Here is a 20,169-nt window from a genome sequence, read left to right as displayed (position 1 = left end):
GACAATTCCGTTCTGACCAAGGTTTGGAGAGCGAATCGAATGCGCGTGATAAACGTGGGTGCAAAGCGTGGCTTCGTGTCGTGGTATGTCAGCGCTGGAATCGCGACGCTTTGGCTTGCCGTGACTCCATTTGCTTTCGCGCAGGACGGAACCACGGCGGCGGAGCTGTTTAACTATCCCAACACGGCCATCAACGGGATCAACAGCGCGGAGCTTCCAAAGCCCCTCGAAGAATGCCGCAAGATATGCGCGGCGCGCACCGGCTGTGTCGGTTTCGACTATTCAGAGAAGGGTGTCTGCCGCATCTTCGCCAGCATCGGTTCCGTGAGGGAAGCTCCCGGATCGACCTCCGAGACACGAGCGGTGGTGGCTGGTTTTCGCGATCCGACCAATCCACCGCTCGAAGGCCTCTTCGAGAAGCTAAAACAGTCCGATCACGACGGGGACGAACTGTTGGACCTAAGCCGGAAGGCTTTCGACAGAGGCAAGCGCGACATCGGGAACCAAGCAATACAACTGTCGATGCAACGAGGAAACACGGACGCGAAGCTGGAAGTAGCCCAATGGTATGACCCGCGCACCTTCGCCGCCGACCGCGTTCCGTCCATGGACGCTAACAAGGCGGCGAGGTCCTACTTCGAACTGGCGCTCGAGGGCAATTCGAAAGCGGTCACCCTACTGACGTCGATGTGCCAGGAGGCGAGCAACACAGGTTCGATCTACACCAACGCATTCGAGAGCTTCCTGGGAAGCACCTATTGCGAGGGATCGCTTAACCCCTGAGCCAAGCGGCAAGAGGCCTTGGAGGCTGGACGTTTACAGAATGAAGTTTCACAAATCTGTCCTTTGGTTGTTTGTCTTGGTTGCCGCGCTGGGAGGGCTTTCGTCCGGCCCCGCAACGGCACAGCAGGCCGATCCGCCAATCCTCGAGTATCCGCAGACCATGCTGAGGGGTTTTGTCAGCGCGGAGTTCAAGCGGCCTGGGGGCGATTGCCGTCGGATATGCGAGGAACGGTCGGGCTGTGCGGGCTTTGACTTCTCGTCATCCACCAATATGTGCCGTCTCTACGCCGCCGTCTCGGCAGGACAGTCGGAATTTTCCTATTCGGCGGGGACCAGGAACAGGATCGCCGGGTATCGCGACCCTGCCAACCTCCCTCCTCCACCGGATGCCGCGTCATGGCACTTCGCGCAGTTCACTGGGGTCGATCTCTACGGCGGCGACATCGTTCCCAAGGGACTGGAGATGAACGACCCGGCGATGTGCGCCAGCGCTTGCGAGCGGGACAACACGTGTAAAGCCTTCACGTTCAACGGTGAGCAGAATCGCTGTTTCATCAAGACGGGGTACGAATTCGTCCAGTCAGCGGCCGGCGTGACCTCAGGCATGTTCTTCCGTGCGAAGCCGGCTGAAGCGAGGGTTCAGCTGAACGCGGAATGGGACCTCTTCCTCATGAGCGACCTGCCTGGGAACGATCTCGGCGAGGTCCCGGCGCAATCCTACGACCAATGCATGCGCAGATGCGAGGGCAACGCGAGTTGCGGAGGCTTTACCTGGGTCTATTTCTCGCGCCAGGACCACTGCTACCTCAAATACGGCACCAGTCTTTTCCCATCCCGCACCACCAAAGGCATGGTTTCGGCCCGCAAGAGCAACCGCGATATCGTCCCCGATTTCGTCAGACCCACACCGAACAGGGATTACTGAGTTTAATGATGACAAGGCGTGCAGTCACACGGATCGTCGCAGCGTTGGCCGCACTGCCGTTGCTTTTGGCGGGGGCGATCGCACACGCCGAAGAACCGGTCGCAAAGGCGAAGGGCGGGAATGCGGAACTGCGTCGGATGATCGGACAGATGGTGTTGGTCGGCTTCGTTGGAAACAAGCCGGATGATCAAGGCTTCAAGACCGTCATGGCGCAGGCGGCCGAAGGGAAGATTTCCGGCGTCCTTTATCTTAGCAGGAACATAAGAAGCCTGCGTGCGGTGAAGGGGCTGAACGAACGCCTTCAGAGCGTATCCCGGGTTCCCCTCCTGATCGCTGTGGACCAGGAGGGAGGTCGGATCGAACGGCTGACGAAGGCGGTTGGTTTTCGGGAAAGCCCTAGCGCCGCATCAGTCGCCCACAGCATGGAGCCACGCGATGCCAAGGCCGAATATGGGAAGATGGCCGCGGGTCTATCGGGGTGCGGCTTCAATCTCAACCTCGGTCCCGTGGTCGATCTCAACACGAACCCGGAGAACCCGATCATTGGCCGCCTCGGACGTAGCTACTCGGCCGACGACGGCGCAGTTTCTGCCTACGCGAGGGCTTTCGTGCAAGGCCACCGCGCGCACGGCGTCCTGACCTCGCTGAAGCATTTTCCTGGCCACGGCTCGAGCGTAGCGGACACCCATAAGGGGATGGCAGACGTCTCGGAAACGTGGAGCGATCAGGAACTGGCCCCCTATCGCGACCTGATGGCCAGCGGAGACGCGGAGTTGGTCATGTCCGCACACGTCGTCAACAGAAACATTCCGGGGGCCGAGAACACGCCCGCGTCGTTGTCTCCTGCCACGCTTGTCGGCCTTTTGCGGAAGAAAATGGGATTCAAGGGTGTCGTCATCACCGACGACCTCCAGATGGGTGCCATCATCAAGACGAGGAGTTTCGAGGACACGGTGAGGCAGGCGGTCATCGCCGGCAACGACCTCCTGGTGTTCGCCAACGACAAGAACCCAGACCCGCTGATACCCGAGAAGATCGCCGATCTCCTCGAAAGGGAAGCGATGGCGAATCCGGCCTTCCTCGCCCGCATCAAGGAGTCATATGGCAGGATCATGCGTCTCAAGAGTGGTATCGCGCCGACCGGTGCGACACCAGCCCAACCAGATTAGGGGATTGATGATGACAGATGGCGCGCCTCGTCGAAGTCCGACACGCAGGGGTCCCGTCGGCACTTTCAAGTGCGCCATGATTTGGGCGGCTGTCTGTGCCCTTGCGGTGCTCCCACACGCGATCACAGGCTATGCCAACCCCAGTGATGAATTCCTCGAATATCCCGATACGGCCCTGAGCGGCAAGGAAACAGCGAAGCTCGACAACACAGAACAGGAACGGTGTCGCCAGCTTTGTAGCGAGCGTTCCGGTTGCGCGGGGTTCGAACACGACGGGGCAGCCAAGGTCTGCCGCGTGTTCTCCGAAATCGGGACGGCAAGGGAGTTTCGTGGGCTGTTTTCGGCAACCAGGAGCGAAGTCGCAGGGTTCCGCCCGCCGTCGAACTTGCAGCCCGCTCCCGTGGCCCAGCCGAGCATCTCTCGATGGGTGCACAACGGCAGCGTGATGTCCCTGCATCAAAAGCCAAAAGCGGACGGAACGGTCGGTATCGAGATCGTCTATGACTTTCCCAAGGACCAACTCCTGAAAGTCGGCGTCCGTTCCGGTTATACCCTGTTTAGGGGAACCCTGTCGGATGGCATCCTAGCAGGCAAGTCGAGGCTGGCCAGCAGCCGATGCGGCATCATCGAATATGACGTCCAGGGTCCCTTCGATCCGCAGTCGTCGGTCCCGCTCTATTTGCGCGGAGCCGCGCCAAAACGGGGCGAAGACTGCTCCGTCGAGAGCTGGAACTCGACGGGAGACAACGCCAACCTTCGCTTCGATCCGCAATGAAAGGGTGACCGCAGGTCGAAGCCCTCCCGATCAATGACCGGACATAAACAGAGAGCGCGCCTATGGACAGAGTAGCCTTGTTCGAATTTTCGAGTGTCGCCAGGATGGCGGCCGCGATGCTGGCGCTCATGTTTTGTCAGGTCGCCAATGCTCAACAGGCTGGCACTGCGCAGTTCAGGGACTATCCGGGGACTGTACTGAACGGCCTGATCACGGCGACCGTCCCGTTGGACATGGAGCAATGCCAGAGGATTTGTTCAGACCGATCGGGCTGCGTCGGCTTCGATCACTCCTCGGCTACGAACGAATGCCGCATCTACGGAGCGGTATCAGGAGCGCGCGAGGATACCAGTTTCAACGCCTCGACCCGCTATCCAGTCCCTGGTTATCGCGAAGCGACGGTGCAAACGGCGCAACCTATGGATGACTTTCAGGCCCGCACGTTCACTCACAACGTGAATTTCGATTTGACCGGGTTCGACCTTGAACAAAGCCCCGCAACGTCGCTGGCCCAGTGCGAAGACCTATGCCGTGGAAACGCCGAATGCAGGGCATTCACCTTCAACGCATGGAACGAGAACTGTTTTCTAAAGAACGGCGTCGGTAAGCTCCGGCTCGATCCACGCGCGACAACGGGCCTGATGGGCGGAACGGAGCACCCAGGCTATCGTGAAACTCAGGTTGTAATGGAGTACTATAGCAAATCGAGGATCAGCGGCACGCAACTCGGCCAACCGCGCGTCGTCGGCTCTAGGGACCAATGCGAGAACCTTTGCTGGGAGCGCGAGCAGTGCGCAGCTTTCACTTTCATTCGTAGCCAGAGAGAGTGCCGCCTGTACGAACATGCAGACAACCGCTTCCCGAGGAACGGGCACGAGAGCGGCGCGAAAGTCCAGCCTCGGGAGTGATGTCTGTGTTTCGGCATGCAGATTTAAATTTGCCTCCCTTGTGGCGGCGTAATCGGCGTCCAATTTTTTGGCTCTGACGCGGATTTTATGCATGACCGTGAAGTCGGCCGGTAGGCAACGGCAGTTCTTTGGCCAGCGCAGCCGTCGCCATGATTTCATCGACCATTGTTCCTGACCGTTTCCAATACGGACTTGCGATCCGCGTTGCGCTCACTCAAAGACGGCCTCGCCTCGCGCTCATGCGCTCGACATGGTCCCCATAGGCACGGGCGGCGGCGCTTCATACTGAAGCCCCCGATGCCGATGGACGTCGGTGGTTCTCAATTTCCAGGTAAGCGTGACCGATCATGCTGCCGATCGTCGTCAACATCGTCAGCACCAAGGCTCCCTGCGGCTTCTCCAGGTGCGCGCCAGCCCTTCTGAAACCAAAACGTCGCCAAGGCTTCGGCCGTCACGAACCAGAACGCGCAGTTTCCGGCCGAACTGGTCCGCATCACGGCCTTCCCATGCCCGCATTTCGAAGGCTCCGGCGTTCACAAGTTCAATCATCCGTTCCTTCGCCCGCTCACCGAGAGCTTTCTCGGCATCGCATTTCGGTTCGCTGATCTCAGGTGTGTCGATATCCGCCACCCTGACCTTCTCACCGCCGATCCAGAGCGTGTCGCCGTCGACGACGCAGTCGGACCTGATGACGCCGCAACGGCCGAAAGTTGCCGCCTGCGCCTGAATCGGTGTTGTCACGTAAAAGTATGCCCAGACCGCCACAAGTCCGAAGGCGACACCGATAACAACCAGGATTCGCCGCAACCATTGCGGCGTCTGCCGTGGTGGTTTGGTTATCTTGGGTGGTTGAAACTTGAGGACGTTGTCGCGCATGAAAGGCTTTTATCACAGGTTCGTAAACCCATGGTTGCCTTGACTATTGCGGCCCCCAATTTCACATTATTCGGACGGATGCAGCTCTTGAGTCTGTATTCTTTCCTGGGGGGCACAGGGGTTCCAAAAATAACCGTGCGCCCTTCCTATTTCAAATATTTTTAAAGCATTTCCTAAGTATATAATGGTTAACTAGCGTTAATATTATCAATTTTTATTTGATTTTGACTTGTATCCATCAAGGATACGAGCAATCATTACTCTGCGGTCGGAAAACACCCCCCGCCCGTCGCCGATTTGGAACCCGGCGCACCAAGAGAGAATAAAATGCTTCAGGCCATCAAGACAGAAAGTACTGAAATCCAAGACATCGCCGCACTGGTCGAAGCGAAGTATGGCGCGGCGAAAGTCGTGCCACTTTGGGCGGTGGGCAACGCCCTGCTTCACGATCTCGCTCATTCCGGATTGATCCCGGTTTTCACCGAAGCAGTCGACGTCGAGGATGTCCACACCATCCAGCCGCGCCTCGTCCCTGTCTACGACGAGGAGGGACTCCGCGCTGGCGACCTGTTCGCCGTCGTCGACCCTGAAAACTGTCGGGTCGGTCTCAGCGACAACGGCGATGCCATTTGGGTCGATGCAGACACCGTCGAGGAAGCCCTACTCATCTATGAAAGGCGCGGTGAATGATCACGAACCGCAATCCCCTCTATCGGCGTCCCGACGGCTTAACGATGACGTCGCAGGAGCAGCTCGCACTCCTGCTCGACATCGGCGGCCTTGACTACAAGGCGGCCGCCAGTGTCGCACGCGTGTCGCCGCTGACGATTAAGTCCTGTCGCAAGCCCTCGTCAGGCCGAAACGTTCCGGAGACGATATTGCTGCCGATCCAGCGCCATGTTGCTCCGCAGACTCCGATCGAACAGGATCAGACCTAGACTTCGGTGGTCGTCGAGTCCCAGAGTCTAGCCGCAACATCCAGTTCTATCTTGTCGAGCAGAGGCTGCGCGTCGCGTTTGAAGAGCTTGTAGTCATCGCGTAGCCGAGGGCGGATATCGTCCTCTTCGTTCGACCTCCTCTCGAAAACAGCATTTCGGATCAGGGTGAGCAACTTTTCCATATCGGCCCTGATTTCAGGCTTCACGAAGATGCCTTCCTTGCGTAGCGCAACCGCGAACTCCCGAATGCGCTGCATAGCGTCGTTGTGCCGGTAAAGGTCGGCGACTTTCGTGAACACCTTCTGCCGCTCATGCGGGTTTGTTTCGGCCTTCACATCACGCTTTTGCACCGCCATATAAGTTGTGCCATCCAGATATTCGCTCAGCTCCTCATCGTCCATCCGACCGACATCCGCATAGCTCTGCATTGGCGACACGTAGTTCGACGACCAGGCATGGGCCTCGACCAGCTTTCCCCAGAGATCAGGCAGAACCTCGAACTCTTTCGTGTGTAGTCGGATCGTGCGGTCGAAAACGCCATTTATTTTATGCCGAAGCCGTTCCAGTTCCCTGGTCTGTTCGGTTCGGTAAGCTTCCATCTGCTTATCGAACTTCTGGTCTATCCACTTCTCGCCCAGCCACTTGAAAAGCCCGTAGCCTACCGCAGCAGCGCCGCCGATCGTAATGCCGCCGAGACCCAGCAAGGCCATCATGGACTTGCCCCAATCCCACGCGGCCCAAAAGTAAGCCCAGTACTGCTCCATAATCGATCCCCATTGCACCCTCTGGTAGCAAATAAGCACATGATCTCGCTTGCACAATAGCTAAGTCTCACGCGCCGCTGCCACGCTCTCCTCGGTCAAACACTGAGTCCGCAGAGCTGGCCGGTATGACCGAAGCTACGAAACGCAGGGTTCTGACGAACAATCTCCTTGGTGAGGAGCGTGGCTGCTGGAAACCATGATTTCCTGTCGGTCGACTTGCTCGTCGCTGGCGGCCGGAACATCATGAATCAGGCGAGCGGCACCTATCCCTTCAGAGTGCGCCGATCGCTGAAACATTGTGCATCTGGGCCGAGGTTCGCCTCGGCATTTTTTTGTGCCTTGCGTTCGGTCGCCAAAAGATCGGCATGCAACACCAACGAGGGGAAATCATCATGTTGAGAGCAATCGGTAGATTTTTGTTGTCGGCCGCATCAGGGTTGTGGAAGGGAATGCTTGGCGCGGTGCACTGGACCGAGCAGCTGATCAGATGGCCATTCTCGGTCATCTTCGGCAACGGCGGGGGTCGGGCGATGCCGAACCCGGAATTCAAGCCGGACGTTTCGGGCACACAGCTACGCGACGAATTCGAGGAGGCTCGGGCGCGCCATGCTGCCGTACATACGCTTGACCGCGACGGCGTCGATACCGTCCTCAGCTACACGCGAGCCACTCCGGCCGCTCGCGCGACGTTCGACCTCGGACCTGTAAAAGAGGACCTGAGGACAACGTTGCTCGACATGAGCGACCTTGAACTCGACGCGCTCGGTCGAGCTGGTCTCTCCGCGATCCGCAAGTTCGTCGAGGGCCGTGACCACGGTGTTTTCGGCGTCAGGACGTTCGTTCCGGGAGAGCCGGTCAAAGTGGCAGTTCTCGAACCGCCGAAGCCGATGACCGTTCAGGAACAGATGTTCTGGCGCGTTAAGAGCCGGGCCGATAAGACCGGCAACCAGTTCAAGATGCCCGGATAACGCAAACGTAAAGCCCGCCATTTCGGCGGGCTTCTTTCATTTTGGTGTTTCCAGCTGTTGGTTTCCACGCGGAACTGAGCCGGTTTTTCCACCGAGAAGTGAGCCACCTCTAAGTATGGTTTTCTGATCAGAGTTTGGTCAATGGGCTGGCTTTTTCTCCTCTCTTTTGTGCCGCAGCGGCCGAGCTGGCCTTGAAGCGGAAGCTGTCGTTTCCTGTTTCCAGGATATGGCAACGGTGGGTCAGGCGGTCGAGCAAAGCGGTTGTCATCTTGGCGTCGCCGAAGACGGTGGCCCATTCGCTGAAGCTGAGGTTGGTGGTGATGATGACGCTGGTGCGCTCATAAAGCTTGCTCAGCAGGTGGAAGAGCAGCGCTCCGCCTGAAGCACTGAACGGAAGGTATCCAAGCTCATCGAGGATCAGCAGATCGAGGCGAACCAGCGTCTCTGCGATCTGGCCTGCCTTGCCCTTGGCCTTTTCCTGCTCGAGCGCGTTGACCAATTCGATGGTCGAGAAGAAGCGGACCTTGCGGCGATGATGCTCGATCGCCTGAATGCCGAGAGCTGTCGCGACATGTGTTTTTCCTGTGCCCGGCCCGCCGACGAGCACGATATTCTGCGCGCCGTCCATGAACTCGCATCGGTGCAGTTGGCGCACGGTCGCTTCGTTGATCTCGCTGGCGGCGAAGTTGAAGCCGGAGAGGTCCTTGTAGGCCGGGAAGCGGGCAGCCTTCATGTGGTAGGCGATGGAGCGAACCTCGCGCTCGGCCATCTCGGCTTTCAGCAACTGGGACAGGATGGGTACGGCCGCATCGAACGCTGGCGCTCCTTGCTCGATCAGGTCCGTGACCGCCTGGGCCATGCCATACATCTTCAGGCTACGCAGCATGATGACGACGGCGGCGCTGGCAGGATCATGACGCATGACGACCTCCCACGATCCGGACACGCAGACCGTCATAGCGTTCGACGTTGGCCTTAGGCTCGCGCAGCAAGGTCAGCGCCTGTGGCGTATCGATATCGGGACCGTCGGTCGTCTTGCCGTCGATCAGTCGATGCAGCAGGTTCAGCACATGCGTCTTGGTCGCCACGCCCGCATCCAAGGCCAGTTCCACAGCCCTGACGACGACCTGCTCATCGTGATGAAGGACAAGGGCAAGGATATCGGCCATCTCACGATCACCACCGGGGCGGCGAAGCATCTGGTCCTGCAGTTGCCGAAAGGCCAGTGGCAATTCCAGGAAGGGTGCGCCATTGCGCAGGGCACCGGGCTTGCGCTGGATGACGGCAAGGTAATGCCGCCAGTCGTAAATCGTTCGTGGTGGCTTGTCGTGACTGCGTTCTATGATCCGCGGATGTTCGCAGAGGATATTGCCCTCGGCTGCAACGACCAGTCGCTCGGGATAAATCCGCAGGCTGACGGGCCGGTTCGCAAAAGACGCAGGCACGCTGTAACGATTACGCTCGAAGGTGATCAGGCATGTCGGCGAGACGCGCTTGCTCTGCTCGACGAAGCCGTCAAAAGCGGTAGGCAATGCCATCAATGCTGCCCGCTCATCAGCCCAAACATCCGCGATCGTACCGGACAAGGTGCCATGCGGCGTCTCCCGCCACAGGTCCTGGCAATGCTGTTCCAACCAGGTATTCAACGCCAGCAAATCCGGAAAGTCCGGCATCTGCTGCCACAGCCGCGGTCGGGCATCCTGAACATTCTTCTCGACCTGGCCCTTCTCCCATCCTGCGGCGGGATTGCAAAACTCAGGCGCAAAGACGTAGTGGTTCGTCATCGCGAGGAAGCGGATATTGACCTGTCGCTCCTTGCCGCGGCCGACGCGATCGACTGCTGTCTTCATGTTATCGTAGATGCCGCGACAAGGTACGCCGCCGAACACACGGAAGCCGTGCCAATGGGCGTCAAAGAGCATCTCGTGCGTTTGCAGCAGGTAGGCTCTGACCAGAAAAGCCCGACTGTGCGACAGCTTGATGTGCGCGACCTGAAGCTTCACGCGCTCTCCGCCTATGACGGCATAGTCCTCGCTCCAATCGAACTGGAATGCCTCACCTGGGCGGAAAGACAGCGGAACGAATATGCCGCGGCCCGTCGTCTGCTGCTCACGCTGCCGATCAGCCCGCCAATCACGGGCGAAAGCGGCCACCCGGCCATAAGAACCGGCAAAGCCAAGAGCCACCAGATCGGCGTGAACCTGCTTCAACGTTCGACGCTGCTTGCGCGACTTCCCGGCCTCGGTCTTCAGCCAGCCGGCCAGTTTATCGGCAAAAGGATCGAGCTTGCTTGGTCGCTCTGGTATCGCGAACTTCGGTTCGATCGTGCCAGCGCTCAAGTACTTCGCGATCGTGTTGCGCGACAATCCGGTTCGTCGGCTGATCTCGCGAACCGACAGCTTCTCGCGCAGTGCCATCCGACGGATGATGTTTAAAAGTCCCATGTGGATCACTCCGTTGCCCCCGTCGCTCACCGCGTTGAGGGGAAGGTTCACATGGCTCAATTCTCAATGGAAATTATGCGCCTAACCGGCTCAGTTCCGCGCGGAAACCAACAGTTTCCAGCTGCTCGACGATCTCGAGCATCATGTCCGCCATTTCGGGGTGTTCGTAGGCGACGTCCCCGAAATGCTGACGGATGCGTTGCCACTGTTCGTCAGTCATCTCGTTCATTGCGCACGGCCCTTCTTGCGGCGGTCAATGTGGGCCTGACGCTGCTGGCATGCGGCGCGGAGACGGATGTTCTCCGCTTCGAGTTCGGCGAGCATTTCCATCGCGGCACGCGCCATGGCCGTCATCTCGTTTGCGTGGTTGATCGCCGTATCGAGCGCGTCGTCATAGCGCGCTTGGTAGCGAGCCTCGCGTGCGGCCGCGATGCCGTCGCCCAAAGCGTTGATGAGGCCGACGCCACCGGCGGCTAGAAGCATCATGCCGCCCGCATTGCCCATCGCTGCGCCGAAAGCGGGATTGCCGAAGTTTGCCATGTCATGCCTCTGTCAACAAAGTTGTCTTCACTACATATGACGCGGCAGAGTTGTGGATTCAAGTCGACGACAGCAAATATAGCGATCGATGTGTTAATGGGGCTCGTGTAGGAGTAGCGCGTTGGTCAGTTCGAGAGGAGACCGTTTTGCAGCATCCAAGGCTAGTTCGCTTCTTCATTGCGGCTCTGCAAGACCCCGACAGCGTTCAGCGCGCACGCATCAATCGAACGCACGGACATGAGCGTGCGACCCGCGATGCAAAACTCGCAAAGCTCGATGCCGAACGCAACCGTAGCACACCAGTCTTTGGGGCTTATCTGTTGTCGCTGGTGACTATCGCGATCCCGATCGGCATCGTCGCGCTTCTTTGGCGATCAGTCTCGGGGTAGTCGACCGAGAATTACCTTGTTTCCGGTCTTGTTGCCGCAGCCGCGGCAACGTAGGCGCTTAGCGATCTCACTGAGTACGATACTGGATCGCCCTTGCTGGAGCTCCCAGCGGTCAACCCAGCCTTCGCGCTCACACCGGGCGCAGCGACCGCCAATGCATTCCCACTGCATCATCCGCGTAACGTCGGCCATGACGTCCATGGCTTCACCGACATAGATCGGCTGGCCCCGTTCGCCCTTGGTGAGATCGATGCCGCGTCGGTGTTTCATACGTTCACGTTTAGTTCTTGTTTTTGCCGCGAGTCAATGCACTCGATTTCCATGTACGATTGTGTAGATTGTCGGCGCAGGAGAGCCGAATGAGAACCTTTGCCGCCGCCTTCATCGTTGCGTCCGTTGTCAGTCCCGCCGCCGCGCAAAACGTTGCGGGTCTCGGCGCTGTGCTCTGCCGGGAGGTGCTGCCACACATGGACAGCAAGCCTTTTCAGTCCCAGCTCTTTGCCTGGGCCACAGGTTTTATGACCGGCATAAATATGACGAACCAGGCAAGCGGCCAGGGATATCGCGATTTCTCGACAATGAAGATGGACGTCATCCTTGGAGAGGTTCGCGCGACGTGCGCCCGAAATCCTGATCTTCCGGTCGTCTCAGCTGTCGAGCCCATGTATCAGCAGTTCCCTGTGAGGAAGTGACCGATGCCGAAGCGCAAGAAAAACAAGCTCAAGGGTCCGAACTCGAAGTTGGCAAAGCCGTTCAACCCCGACAGCTACCGCATTCTGAACACGGGACTTCGCGGTAAGCTGAAAAAAGCCCGTATTCTCGAGGACACGACTGCCGATCTCTCGCAGTACGAAGACACCCGCGTGCCGCAGGTTCCGGGTAAGACGATCCACAACCCCTTCAAAGCGTATCCTTGGCGGCCGACGCCGTTCAACACAGTGAAGGGCTAATGACGTACGAATCCCATGTCGCCGACATCGTTACTATCCAGGCTGGTCTTGCGGGCTTCTGGAGCAAAGCCCACGGTTGGGCTCCATCGGACGGCGCTACGCTGCTGGCATCCGCGAGGCTTGACTGGACGCCTTCGCTCGCTCGGTCTCTTCACCGCTGGATTGAACCGCCTACGCTTTCAGATGGCGACCTGATCCTGGCATGGGCCAATCTCGGCAGTATCATGGAGAGTTCGCTGAGGCTGTTTTTCGGTGTCTACATCAACGACTACAACAACTCCGCCGAGGACCTCGCCGCGATCGACGCGCTACGGAAAAAAGGTGCCAAGAAGGGCCAGCACTATCCGCCTGACGAGCTGGCGATGGAGAAGATCAGGCAACTGATTGAGCGTCGGAAGATATTCCCGGATGCCGAGCGGAAATTGATCGGCATCATCCAGTCCCGCCGCAACGCGATTCATTCGTTCAACGACCGCGAGATCGGCAGCACAAGTGAGTTCCGAGTCACGGTCGCCGATTACCGTGTGTTCATCGCGAACATGGCTTCGAGGCTACCGTATCCCGATGATCGAGGGTTCCACTGGCTTGAACTCGCAGGAACGATCTGGGTGAAAGCGGCCTATAGCACACGCGACTAATTCCGACGCGGCTCCAGAACATCGATCGAGGGCAGATAGGACGTGCGCAACTCCTCGGGAATCGGCATGCCGTTGAACTCCTTGTAGCCTCGGATCGAGATCGTCCCTTCCTTGCCCTCGAATTCGAACTCGACGGGGGAGCGTGCGTCGGCTGCTCATTGGCGGAAGCGGTTGACGTTGATCTGGTTCAGGAACCTCAGCTCGTGAGCGAGCGCGTCGTGAACGCTCTGCATAGACGTCAGAATGCGCCTGAGCTCCCTCGAAAGCGCCGTGCGGTCCAAGGGAGACATCTGCTGCACCGTGCTATCGGTGACATGCCCGACTTTACGCAGATCGGCCGACAGCTTCTCGAGGATCGGGGCCAGCGCTTTCCGTTCCGGATTGAGCGCCTTGTAGCCGTCGAGCTGGAAAAGCACGCTGTCGATATGTTCGGTGACTTCCTCGGGTTCCCCATCGGCTCCGACTTTTACCGTCTTCGGCTTCCCGTGCTGATTATATTCCGCCGGCGCTTTTCCGATGCACTGATTTCCGGCACGATCATGTCCGTGATGGCAGTAGCTCAATGGTAGAGCGACCGCACGACCCGATCCCGACCTGCAGGCGGCAGACGGTCATATGTGCGGCAGGTAGTCGGTTCGAATCCCTCTTGCCATCACGATGCGGCTGCGGTCGCGGCGGGCTTCGGCCCTAACGTCATTGCGCCTGAGGGCGCGGCCAGAGGCGGCTCGTGTATGATGGCCTCGGTAGTCGCGCACTACCGGGAACCGGGGTTACCCGTCGATGTAGATCGGCGGTTTGACGACCCTCACGGGCCGCCATCTTACTTCCGGGCCTCCTGCTGAAGCCGCGTCGCATATTCCATCATTTCGATCTCGCTCATCCCCTCGGCATCTGCGAAGCGTCCCTCGGACGCCATATCCGACGTCGCCCGTTCGAATCGCTCACGGGCGGCCTTGGCTCTGTTCTGGCGCTCTTCGTCGTTGACGATATCCGTCATGTCGGTTGGTCTGCCAGATACGCCGCCCGAGCGCTCTGCAACTCATGCCAGAACTTCAACTCGTCGGAGTGGACAGTTTTCAAAAACTCGGCCTGCTCTGCTGGGGAACTTTCAAGGAAGGCTTCGTACCGTTCGAGGTCTCTGAGTCGGAAGCCAGGTCCAGTTGGCATCCAGTTGATGCGCAGGCCGTCGCTGATGCCGCGATGAAACTCATCGAAGGCGTCGTTGATCTCCCACATCAGCCGGTCTAGCTCGTCGCTCATCGACGTAATCTCCTGGAAGCGCGGAGCCGTTGCAAGCATTTCCGCCGGCTCTTTCTCCTCGCGGCCGCCTACGGCATCGTGAGGATATCCTTTTGGCGGGGGCGCTATCCCCTGCCTTCATGCAGTGATGTCGGCATAGCGGTCGGCATCACTTCGTGGTTTGCGCCTGGAGTGTGATGGCACACGCACCGCGACAGCGGGTAGACTGGTTCGATTCCGGCGGCGCGACGAGGATATTCGCTCTGACCGAAACGAGGGTTTCTGTCAGAGTTTCTGTCAGGTCCGCCAATTTTGAGGCCAAAAACGCTTCGCAAGATTCGGGAAAAAGCGTTTAAAATCAAGCTGGTCGGAGTGAGAGGATTCGAACCTCCGACCCCCACGTCCCGAACGTGGTGCGCTACCAGACTGCGCTACACTCCGTGACCAGCGGCGCCTCTATAGAACAGGCATTTTGATTTCACAAGCGCCTATCTCGAAAAACATTGCGCCTTTTCCAAAAAAATCGTGACGGTGGAAAACGTAGGCGCAAAATGGCCCTGGTCAGCACCAACGGCGCCCCGGAGATGCGCGTGATAGGGACTTTCTGCAACGCTTCATAATTTCCTGGAACCGGAACCGCTGCGTGCATTTCCTTTCGTCTCTTTTGGCGCTAGAGGCTCAACGGAAAGCGCGGAAAGCCAGGGGATACGGGCTTCCGTGCCATGCCGATTTCAGAACGAGAGCCAAAGGGGCAGAAACATGAACTTCCGCATGATGACGGTGGCGGGCCTCGCGCTCGTGCTCGCCGGCTGCACGACGACCGGGACGGGGATTTCCAGGAACGCAGTCGAAGCCCGTTGGCTCGGCCAGCCGGCCGGCGGCTTCTTCGCCCAGTACGGTCCGCCGATCTCCGACGTCGAAAGCGGCAGCTCCACGGTCTATAGCTGGAAGGGCGGCTACAAGACCCGCAAGATCCCGGCGCAGTACGAAACCACCAAGGACGGCAAGCGCGGCAAGCGCATTTCCTCGGCGCGCACCGAGTATCTGAGCTGCGCGGTGCAACTGACCGTCTCGTCCGACTACGTCATCCGCTCGATCCACATTGCCGGCGACCGCAAGCGTGCCGAAGGCCCGAGCTGGTGCGAAGAGTTCCTCGGCGCCCCGGCCCAGACCAAGCCGGCGGCAACCGCAGGCTAAACCAACAAACAAAAAACCCGCCGGTGAAAATCGGCGGGTTTTTTCTAGGGGATTGCGTCGAACTCAGCCGGCGCTGTTGTCCTCGACGGGCGCGTCGGGACCGTTCTTCTTGATCGAGTCGATGGCGTTCTGCGCGCTGGCCTTGGTCTTGTAGCCCTCGGTCGAGAACATCACTTCGCTGTTGTACTTGAAGCGAACACGGAACTCGCCAGCCTTGTCTTTGTAGATTTCGAATTTGTGAGCCATCTTCTCCCTCACACATGTTGGAATCAACGAAACTAGCGTGTCAGTTGCAAGATGACTTGACAAGAGTGCATGCAAATCCGGCGCGCGCGATCGCCCGCCCAATGGATCAACTGCCTGGAAAAATGTGGCTGGGGCGCCAGGATTCGAACCTGGGAATGCCGGTACCAAAAACCGGTGCCTTACCGCTTGGCGACGCCCCAACGGATTGACGGGACAATACGTCCGCCAAATCGAGCGCCTGATTATCAAAGCTCGCCGCCCGTCACAATCACTAAGTTGGCACTAAGTTGAATTTTCGGCGGATTTGTTGGCGACGACGCCGAAGGGCGCTCGCCGTGGGTACCGGATGTACCCTTCCCTTCGCTGACCGCACCTCCTATTGTCCCGGCAGATGGAGAATTTCATGAGCCAGTTTCGCGCCCGCCCCCCTGCCGTTCCAACCGTACTCGTCGACGACACGGTCGTCAGGATCACCCGTTGGGATTTCGAGCCCGGCGCCGACACCGGTCACCATGTGCACGGGCTCGGCTATGTGGTGGTGCCGATGACCGACTGCCAGTTCCTGCTCGAGGAAGAGGCGGGCAGCCGGCGGGTCGATATCGCCAAGGGTGCCGCCTACCGCCGTGAGGCGGGCATGGCGCACAACGTCGTCAATGCCGGCAAAGAGCCGATGTCGTTCATCGAGATCGAATACAAGTGAAATCCAGGAAGAGACGCATGCAGGGCCCGGACTTCGATCTCGATTTCAAGCCGGCCCATGGCGAGGCCGTGATGGTTGCGGACGATGTGCAGCGCATCACGGTCAACAATCCCGGCCCTTTCACCTTTCACGGAACCAACAGCTATATCGTCGGAAGACGTTCCGTTGCCGTCATCGATCCCGGCCCCGATGACGAGGCGCATTTCCAGGCGCTGATGGCGGCGCTCGCCGGCCGTGAGGTCACCCATATCGCCGTCAGCCACACGCATCGCGACCACTCGCCGCTGGCGCGCCGGCTGAAGGCTGCCACAGGTGCGGTGATCGTCGGCGAAGGCCCGCATCGCTCCGCCCGTCCCTTGCATGCGGGCGAGAGCAATCCTTTCGCCGAGAGTTCCGACATGGAGTTCGTCCCCGATCTCGGGCTTGCCGACGGCGGGCGCATCGAGGGCGACGGCTGGAGCCTGACGGGGCTTGCCACGCCCGGCCATACGGCCAACCACATGGCCTTCGCGCTCGATGGCACCGGCATTCTCTTTTCCGCCGACCACGTCATGGCCTGGGCGACGACGATCGTCGCGCCGCCCGATGGCGCCATGGCCGATTACATGGCCTCGCTCGAAAAGCTGCTTTCCCGCGACGAGCATCTCTACCTGCCCGGCCATGGCGGACCTGTGATCGAGCCTGCCTCCTTCCTTCGCGGCCTGCGCGCCCACCGCAAGATGCGCGAGCGTGCCGTGCTCGAACGCATCCGCGCCGGCGACAGCCATATCCCTGACATGGTCAAGGTCATCTATGCGTCCACCGACGTGCGGCTGCATGGGGCGGCGGCACTTTCGGTGCTCGCCCATCTCGAAGACCTGATCGAACAGGGACGGATCGAAACCGATGGCCCGCCCTCGCTTCTCGGCGCCTACCGGCTGGCGCCCGGCGGAGCGGGCTGATCATGCGGCGCGAGGCCTACAGCTATCGCAATGATGCTTCGGTGCCCGCCTTTGCCGACGACAAGCCGGTGATCGTCTTCGACGGCGAATGCATCTTTTGTTCCGGCTGGGTGCGCTTTCTGCTTCGCCACGACCGACGGGCGCAATATCGCTATTTGACAGCACAGTCGCCGCTTGGCCAGGCGCTCTACCGGCACTACGGGCTCGATACCTTCCATTTTGAGAGCAACATGCTGATCGAGGACGGCATCGCCCGCATCAAATCCGACGGATCGATCCGCACGCTTGCGCGGCTGGGTCTGCCGTGGTCGCTCGCCAACATCTGCCGGATCCTGCCCGCTGCCCTTCGCGATCCGCTCTATGATCTCGTGGCGAGAAACCGCTACCGCATCGCCGGCCGCCGCCAGAGCTGCATGGTGCCGACGCCTGAGGAGCGTGGGCGCTTCATCGCATGACGATGGAAGACATGGTCCAAAAACAGAGCCTTTACCGCCAGATCCTCGGCCGGCAATGGAACCACCTGCCCGCGTCGATCCGCGCCCTGCACCACCTGTCAGAGGGGCATGCCACCTTTCGCGGACGTGCGGTCATCGAGCGCGGCAGCTCGATAGGGGCTCGGCTCGTCGCCTCCATGCTCGGCTTTCCCGGTGCAGGCGCTGACGTCCCTGTTGAAATCCACTTCGCATGCAGCAATGGTCGGGAAGTCTGGACCCGACGCTTCGGTGGGAAAGTCCTGCGCAGCTCGCAACGGAAGGCCGAGAGGCGGAACGAACCACTGCTCGCGGAAGATTTCGGACCGTTCCGTGTCCTGTGCGCGCTTGAGCCCGCCGAAAACCGCCTGCATCTCTCGGTTCGCGCCTGGTCCTTTCTTGGCCTTCCGCTTCCTTTACTGCTTGCGCCGGGTGGCCGGACGTTCGAGGAGGATCGTGACGGCCTGTTTCATTTCCACGTGGAGGTCGCAAGCCCGTCGACCAGCCTGATCGTGCGTTATCGCGGCTGGCTACGGCCAGCGGGCGAGCCGACAGCCGACTTGGGTGGTCGCAAAGCCCTCGTAGACGAATGACGTTTTCTGGCGGGCACTCCGCCGATCAGTCGCCGGCAATGCCCAACAGCTCGGCATCGAGCGCCCGCAGGAATTGATCGGCGAAGGCGGCGCCCATGCCGAGATCATGAGGCCCGTAACGCGAGGCGACGCGCAGGTCGACGAAGGTGGTCTCCGCCTCTTCGCGCAGCCGGATCAATACATCGAAACGAAAACCCGCGATCAGCGTGCGCCACTCGCCCTGCAGCACGACATCGCTGGCGCGGCGCCCTGCAATCGCGCCTTCGAGAGCCATCTCCGGGCGCGCCGCCGGAACGGGTACATTTTCCGGTTCGGCGTTCGTATCCGCGCCCGCATTCGGCCGTACTGCCAGATCCTCCAGATCGGCGCGGGCGTTCTCGACACCAAGTTCTTCGGTGATGCCGACGCGGCTCTGTTCGATGACGTTGCGCACCCCCTGATAGACGCGGTCGAGTGCGCCATCGTAGCGCCGGCCGGTCAGAGCCGGATAGGCGAGGATCTGCGCTTCACGGTCCTGAGGCGTTACCGCCGCCTTGCGCTTCAGCCAGCTCTCTTCCGCCTGCGGCACCTTGAGCCACGGCGGCGGCGTCACCGTATCCGTGCTGACGTCGTAGATTTCCGGGCGGGTGAGATACTGGACGACGCCATAGCCGATAAAACCGAGCGTCGGCGCGGCGTAGACAAGCGCCGCAGCAGACGCCAGGCCACCAATCGCCGCAACCTGCCACAAGCGCGCCAACCCGACGACGGCAAACAGCACGCCCAACAGCGCAAAGGCGCCGGCGAGGCCGACAAGGGCGAGGAAATGCGGTGTCGTCAGCGGACCGAAGCGGTGCGCCAGCAGCGAGAGCGCAAAAAGCAGGAACGAGACACGGGCGAAGCGGCGCGCCCAGTGGGCGGCAAAGGAATAGGGGCGCTCGTACCGGACCATCATATAGTTGAATCAATTCCCTGCCGCGAAACAGACCGCATTCTTAGACCATGCCCCGTGCCGAGGGAACAGGCAATGCGGCAGTCCGCCACCGCGCTCCGGGCCTACCTTACAGTTCGCCGCAAAATCGCCATTCTCGTTAACCACCTATCAACACATGGGAATGTGCCCGCGCGCCCGGGATTCAAAGGGCACGCGGAGTTTCAATCGGAGGCAACGGCCAGCGCGCAACATCAATCGAGGGCGCTCGGCAATCGACGGAGAACCGACATGGGCGCATCGCAAGCAGCCGTGGCCATCGCCACCCCCTCTGCCCTACCGGCCGGAGACGGCGGCATCCCCATGGGGCTCCTTGAGCTCGAACTCTCCCTCGATGGTTTCTCCGGCAACAATGCCGATTTCACCAGCTTCGTCCGCACGGTTGCTGACAACGTCGGCGGTGAGTTTCTGTTTGCCCTGCCCGCTTCTGATCTGATCGAAGACTGCCGCAGCATTGCCGTGCTCCGTCTGGCTGATGCCGGAGGCGACGCTTCGATCCTGTTTGCCTGCCTCGACGAACAAGGCCGAGCCGTCCGTATCGAACATCCGAGCGACACCACGCGCGACCTCGAGCGCTTCGCCGAATCCTTTGTCGGCGTGCTCGAACGCATGTAGCACTGCAGGCCTCTCACAGGGACAACTCCAACCACATCCCTGGGCGAGGCAGCAAGCGACGGTGAATGCGTTTTGGCAGCGGATTACGCGCAATCGGACCATCGCGCAGGGATCACACCCCGACACCCCTC

29 protein-coding genes and 3 tRNA genes are annotated in these 20,169 nt (G+C 59.9%); 18 read left to right on the top strand and 14 right to left on the bottom strand.

The window, feature by feature from the left end:
• Positions 1 to 39 precede the first annotated feature (39 nt).
• The 5 genes from FA04_RS03025 to FA04_RS03005 all read left to right on the top strand — a co-directional run bounded on the left by FA04_RS03025 (position 40) and on the right by FA04_RS03005 (position 4,560).
• Entirely contained in the window at positions 40 to 783 is a 744-nt protein-coding gene (locus FA04_RS03025) for a PAN domain-containing protein (RefSeq protein ID WP_034802275.1), read from the top strand.
• Positions 784 to 823: 40 nt separating this feature from the next.
• Entirely contained in the window at positions 824 to 1,708 is an 885-nt protein-coding gene (locus FA04_RS03020) for a PAN domain-containing protein (RefSeq protein WP_034802278.1), read from the top strand.
• Positions 1,709 to 1,752: 44 nt separating this feature from the next.
• Positions 1,753 to 2,877 (top strand): glycoside hydrolase family 3 protein, encoded by a 1,125-nt coding sequence (locus tag FA04_RS03015; protein WP_234798733.1) that lies wholly within the window; start codon positions 1,753 to 1,755, stop codon positions 2,875 to 2,877.
• A gap of 76 nt (positions 2,878 to 2,953) precedes the next feature.
• Complete coding sequence (locus FA04_RS03010; protein ID WP_034802280.1) at positions 2,954 to 3,652, top strand: PAN domain-containing protein; 699 nt, start codon at positions 2,954 to 2,956, stop codon at positions 3,650 to 3,652.
• Between the two features lie 77 nt (positions 3,653 to 3,729).
• On the top strand, positions 3,730 to 4,560 hold the full coding sequence (locus FA04_RS03005) for a PAN domain-containing protein (protein WP_167550692.1): 831 nt from the start codon (positions 3,730 to 3,732) through the stop codon (positions 4,558 to 4,560).
• 372 nt (positions 4,561 to 4,932) lie between these two features.
• Here FA04_RS03005 and FA04_RS03000 read toward each other — a convergent pair whose 3' ends face one another.
• Positions 4,933 to 5,436 carry a thermonuclease family protein gene (locus FA04_RS03000; protein WP_034802285.1) on the bottom strand — a complete coding sequence of 168 codons (504 nt, stop codon included), beginning with the start codon at positions 5,434 to 5,436 and terminating at the stop codon, positions 4,933 to 4,935.
• Between the two features lie 327 nt (positions 5,437 to 5,763).
• Here FA04_RS03000 and FA04_RS02995 point away from each other — a divergent pair, with 327 nt between their 5' ends.
• Positions 5,764 to 6,126 (top strand): hypothetical protein, encoded by a 363-nt coding sequence (locus FA04_RS02995; RefSeq protein ID WP_034802288.1) that lies wholly within the window; start codon positions 5,764 to 5,766, stop codon positions 6,124 to 6,126.
• On the top strand, positions 6,123 to 6,374 hold the full coding sequence (locus FA04_RS02990) for a hypothetical protein (protein ID WP_034802290.1): 252 nt from the start codon (positions 6,123 to 6,125) through the stop codon (positions 6,372 to 6,374). Before FA04_RS02995 ends, FA04_RS02990 begins: the two co-directional genes overlap by 4 nt.
• On the opposite strand, the gene FA04_RS02985 is transcribed toward FA04_RS02990, so the two are convergent.
• Positions 6,371 to 7,138 carry a hypothetical protein gene (locus FA04_RS02985; RefSeq protein WP_034802317.1) on the bottom strand — a complete coding sequence of 256 codons (768 nt, stop codon included), beginning with the start codon at positions 7,136 to 7,138 and terminating at the stop codon, positions 6,371 to 6,373. The genes FA04_RS02990 and FA04_RS02985 overlap by 4 nt on opposite strands.
• A gap of 449 nt (positions 7,139 to 7,587) precedes the next feature.
• Between FA04_RS02985 and FA04_RS02980 the strand changes: the two genes are divergently transcribed.
• Positions 7,588 to 8,106, top strand: a complete 519-nt coding sequence (locus FA04_RS02980; protein WP_034802292.1) for a hypothetical protein — start codon at positions 7,588 to 7,590, stop codon at positions 8,104 to 8,106.
• A gap of 127 nt (positions 8,107 to 8,233) precedes the next feature.
• Here FA04_RS02980 and istB read toward each other — a convergent pair whose 3' ends face one another.
• From istB to FA04_RS02955, 5 genes are all read right to left on the bottom strand, one after another.
• Entirely contained in the window at positions 8,234 to 9,028 is a 795-nt protein-coding gene (gene istB / locus FA04_RS02975; RefSeq protein ID WP_034804394.1) for an IS21-like element helper ATPase IstB, read from the bottom strand.
• A complete protein-coding gene (istA, locus tag FA04_RS02970) occupies positions 9,018 to 10,550 on the bottom strand; it encodes an IS21 family transposase (RefSeq protein WP_034804397.1) in 1,533 nt (510 codons plus the stop codon). The genes istB and istA overlap by 11 nt, the downstream gene beginning before the upstream one ends.
• Positions 10,551 to 10,623: 73 nt before the next feature.
• A complete protein-coding gene (locus FA04_RS34985; protein WP_156552936.1) occupies positions 10,624 to 10,779 on the bottom strand; it encodes a hypothetical protein in 156 nt (51 codons plus the stop codon).
• Positions 10,776 to 11,090, bottom strand: coding sequence for a hypothetical protein (locus FA04_RS02965; RefSeq protein ID WP_034801356.1), 315 nt, complete (start codon positions 11,088 to 11,090; stop codon positions 10,776 to 10,778). Before FA04_RS02965 ends, FA04_RS34985 begins: the two co-directional genes overlap by 4 nt.
• Positions 11,091 to 11,464: 374 nt before the next feature.
• Complete coding sequence (locus tag FA04_RS02955) at positions 11,465 to 11,749, bottom strand: hypothetical protein (RefSeq protein WP_034801349.1); 285 nt, start codon at positions 11,747 to 11,749, stop codon at positions 11,465 to 11,467.
• An 89-nt stretch (positions 11,750 to 11,838) separates the two neighbouring features.
• Here FA04_RS02955 and FA04_RS02950 point away from each other — a divergent pair, with 89 nt between their 5' ends.
• From FA04_RS02950 to FA04_RS02940, 3 genes are read left to right on the top strand one after another with little or no spacing between them, the layout of a single operon-like run.
• Positions 11,839 to 12,171, top strand: coding sequence for a hypothetical protein (locus FA04_RS02950; protein WP_034801346.1), 333 nt, complete (start codon positions 11,839 to 11,841; stop codon positions 12,169 to 12,171).
• Between the two features lie 3 nt (positions 12,172 to 12,174).
• The gene (locus FA04_RS02945; protein WP_034801343.1) at positions 12,175 to 12,429 is read left to right on the top strand and encodes a hypothetical protein; all 255 of its coding nucleotides are present in this window, start codon (positions 12,175 to 12,177) and stop codon (positions 12,427 to 12,429) included.
• A complete protein-coding gene (locus FA04_RS02940; protein WP_051659579.1) occupies positions 12,429 to 13,067 on the top strand; it encodes a hypothetical protein in 639 nt (212 codons plus the stop codon). The genes FA04_RS02945 and FA04_RS02940 overlap by 1 nt, the downstream gene beginning before the upstream one ends.
• 155 nt (positions 13,068 to 13,222) lie before the next feature.
• On the opposite strand, the gene FA04_RS02935 is transcribed toward FA04_RS02940, so the two are convergent.
• Positions 13,223 to 13,483: a hypothetical protein gene (locus tag FA04_RS02935; RefSeq protein WP_034801340.1), complete on the bottom strand. Its 261-nt coding sequence runs from the start codon at positions 13,481 to 13,483 to the stop codon at positions 13,223 to 13,225.
• A gap of 131 nt (positions 13,484 to 13,614) precedes the next feature.
• On the opposite strand from FA04_RS02935, the gene FA04_RS34980 reads away from it, so the two are divergent.
• Positions 13,615 to 13,722 (top strand) — tRNA-OTHER (locus FA04_RS34980).
• Positions 13,723 to 13,887: 165 nt separating this feature from the next.
• Here FA04_RS34980 and FA04_RS34975 read toward each other — a convergent pair.
• The 3 genes from FA04_RS34975 to FA04_RS02925 form a co-directional block, all read right to left on the bottom strand.
• Positions 13,888 to 14,064 (bottom strand): hypothetical protein, encoded by a 177-nt coding sequence (locus FA04_RS34975; protein WP_156552934.1) that lies wholly within the window; start codon positions 14,062 to 14,064, stop codon positions 13,888 to 13,890.
• Entirely contained in the window at positions 14,061 to 14,327 is a 267-nt protein-coding gene (locus FA04_RS02930; protein WP_156552932.1) for a hypothetical protein, read from the bottom strand. Before FA04_RS02930 ends, FA04_RS34975 begins: the two co-directional genes overlap by 4 nt.
• Positions 14,328 to 14,670: 343 nt before the next feature.
• Positions 14,671 to 14,747: transfer RNA gene (locus FA04_RS02925), tRNA-Pro, on the bottom strand.
• Positions 14,748 to 15,065: 318 nt separating this feature from the next.
• On the opposite strand from FA04_RS02925, the gene FA04_RS02920 reads away from it, so the two are divergent.
• A complete protein-coding gene (locus FA04_RS02920; protein WP_034801335.1) occupies positions 15,066 to 15,503 on the top strand; it encodes a hypothetical protein in 438 nt (145 codons plus the stop codon).
• 63 nt (positions 15,504 to 15,566) lie between these two features.
• Here FA04_RS02920 and FA04_RS02915 read toward each other — a convergent pair whose 3' ends face one another.
• Positions 15,567 to 15,749 (bottom strand): YegP family protein, encoded by a 183-nt coding sequence (locus tag FA04_RS02915; protein WP_034801332.1) that lies wholly within the window; start codon positions 15,747 to 15,749, stop codon positions 15,567 to 15,569.
• Between the two features lie 125 nt (positions 15,750 to 15,874).
• A tRNA-Gln gene (locus FA04_RS02910) sits at positions 15,875 to 15,949 on the bottom strand.
• 203 nt (positions 15,950 to 16,152) lie between these two features.
• On the opposite strand from FA04_RS02910, the gene FA04_RS02905 reads away from it, so the two are divergent.
• The 4 genes from FA04_RS02905 to FA04_RS02890 are packed head-to-tail and all read left to right on the top strand — an operon-like array spanning position 16,153 to position 18,453.
• Positions 16,153 to 16,449 carry a cupin domain-containing protein gene (locus tag FA04_RS02905; protein WP_034801330.1) on the top strand — a complete coding sequence of 99 codons (297 nt, stop codon included), beginning with the start codon at positions 16,153 to 16,155 and terminating at the stop codon, positions 16,447 to 16,449.
• 17 nt (positions 16,450 to 16,466) lie between these two features.
• Positions 16,467 to 17,390 (top strand): MBL fold metallo-hydrolase, encoded by a 924-nt coding sequence (locus FA04_RS02900; protein WP_034801327.1) that lies wholly within the window; start codon positions 16,467 to 16,469, stop codon positions 17,388 to 17,390.
• A gap of 2 nt (positions 17,391 to 17,392) precedes the next feature.
• Positions 17,393 to 17,845, top strand: coding sequence for a thiol-disulfide oxidoreductase DCC family protein (locus tag FA04_RS02895; RefSeq protein ID WP_034801324.1), 453 nt, complete (start codon positions 17,393 to 17,395; stop codon positions 17,843 to 17,845).
• Positions 17,842 to 18,453, top strand: coding sequence for a DUF4166 domain-containing protein (locus FA04_RS02890; RefSeq protein ID WP_060644842.1), 612 nt, complete (start codon positions 17,842 to 17,844; stop codon positions 18,451 to 18,453). Before FA04_RS02895 ends, FA04_RS02890 begins: the two co-directional genes overlap by 4 nt.
• A 25-nt stretch (positions 18,454 to 18,478) precedes the next feature.
• Here the strand turns inward: FA04_RS02890 and FA04_RS02885 are convergent, their stop codons facing one another.
• Complete coding sequence (locus FA04_RS02885; RefSeq protein WP_034801322.1) at positions 18,479 to 19,387, bottom strand: DUF1499 domain-containing protein; 909 nt, start codon at positions 19,385 to 19,387, stop codon at positions 18,479 to 18,481.
• Between the two features lie 267 nt (positions 19,388 to 19,654).
• Between FA04_RS02885 and FA04_RS02880 the strand changes: the two genes are divergently transcribed.
• Positions 19,655 to 20,038, top strand: a complete 384-nt coding sequence (locus FA04_RS02880; protein WP_034801319.1) for a hypothetical protein — start codon at positions 19,655 to 19,657, stop codon at positions 20,036 to 20,038.
• The last annotated feature ends 131 nt before the right edge of the window (positions 20,039 to 20,169 follow it).

This window comes from Ensifer adhaerens, assembly GCF_000697965.2.
GTDB classification, from domain to species: domain Bacteria; phylum Pseudomonadota; class Alphaproteobacteria; order Rhizobiales; family Rhizobiaceae; genus Ensifer; species Ensifer adhaerens.
The sequence above is the reverse complement of the archived record's forward strand: the minus strand, read 5'-3'. Positions and strand labels throughout refer to the sequence as shown.